The 466-nt window shown below is 46.8% G+C and carries 1 protein-coding gene and 1 pseudogene; one reads left to right on the plus strand and one right to left on the minus strand.

All coding sequences use genetic code 11. The features are described from left to right. A pseudogene (locus ACTHUM_RS19380) lies at positions 1 to 246 on the plus strand (L-glutamate gamma-semialdehyde dehydrogenase); the annotation flags it as partial. 55 nt (positions 247 to 301) lie between these two features. On the opposite strand, the gene ACTHUM_RS19385 reads toward ACTHUM_RS19380, so the two are convergent. Beyond that, the coding region (locus ACTHUM_RS19385) for an endonuclease III domain-containing protein (RefSeq protein ID WP_440403925.1) at positions 302 to 466 on the minus strand (165 nt) is incomplete at its 5' end.

The raw sequence follows: 466 nt of genomic DNA on the forward strand, positions 1-466 counted from the left end.
GCCGATTTGGACGGTTTGTTACAAGTCAACAGCAAACCTGAAAACACAGGCATCAGCCATGTTGCCGCTATCGAGCCTTTGAGCAGCGAGCGCAAACAAGAGTTGGCCTGCCGCGACGGTGCGCTCATCCGCATTCTGCCTTCCGAACAAGGTCTGGATATCCTGCAAGTATTTGAAGAAATCTCTTGCAGTATCAATACTACCGCTGCCGGTGGTAATGCCAGCCTGATGGCAGTTGCCGACTAATCGTAGCCAAATCAAAGGCCGTCTGAAATTCAGACGGCCTTTTTTATGTTTTTATTTACATTTTTGCCGGATATTCGCACAAATCGTTAATCAGGCATTTGCTACATTGAGGTTTCAAAGCCTTGCACGTATAGCGGCCGTGCAAAATCAACCAATGATGAGCATCCATCAAAAATTCTTTGGGAATAAAGCGCATCAGCTTGTCTTCAACTTCACGCAC

The sequence above is a fragment of the Neisseria sp. P0021.S006 genome, from assembly GCF_051956895.1.